The 522-nt window shown below is 55.7% G+C and carries 1 protein-coding gene; it reads right to left on the bottom strand.

All coding sequences use genetic code 11. The annotated features are described in order from the left end of the window. The coding region (locus ACTHUR_RS18130) for a hypothetical protein (RefSeq protein ID WP_440400145.1) at nt 1-318 on the bottom strand (318 nt) is incomplete at its 3' end. Between the last annotated feature and the right edge of the window lie 204 nt (nt 319-522).

Genomic DNA, 522 nt, shown 5'->3' with positions numbered 1-522 from the left:
ACCCCAAACCCACCACCCACAACCCCAACAACCACACCAAACCAAACCACCCACCCAACACCACCCCACCAACACAAAACACCCCACACCCCAACCCCACAACACCACCACCACCCCAAACCCAACCAAAAACCAAAAAAACCCAACCAACCCCAACACAAAAAAACCACCCAAAACCCCAAACAACCCCCCACCCCCCAAACCACCCACCCCAAACCCAACACAACAAAACCACAAACACCCCCCCCCCCCCCCCCCCCCCCACCCCCCCAACCACACACCAGAAACCCCCACCTCAGACAACGACGTCGGTAACATAGATACAAACGGAGACGTTGGTCACTGGCTTGCAGGCGGTATCCAATCCGTCGCTGGTCAGTTAAACAGCACCTATCTTAACGACGTCTGGGGGCAGTGAAACATTGTTGCCTATTTTCACACAGTCGTTGTTCACGGGGGTGGCGCCGGCTTTGACGATGTCTACCACCAGGTCTTTGGGCAGCTTGACGGTCACTTTATCGT

The sequence above is a fragment of the Neisseria sp. P0021.S007 genome (assembly GCF_051956855.1).
Note: the sequence above shows the minus strand (reverse complement) of the source record. Positions and strands in the feature narration are given on the sequence as shown.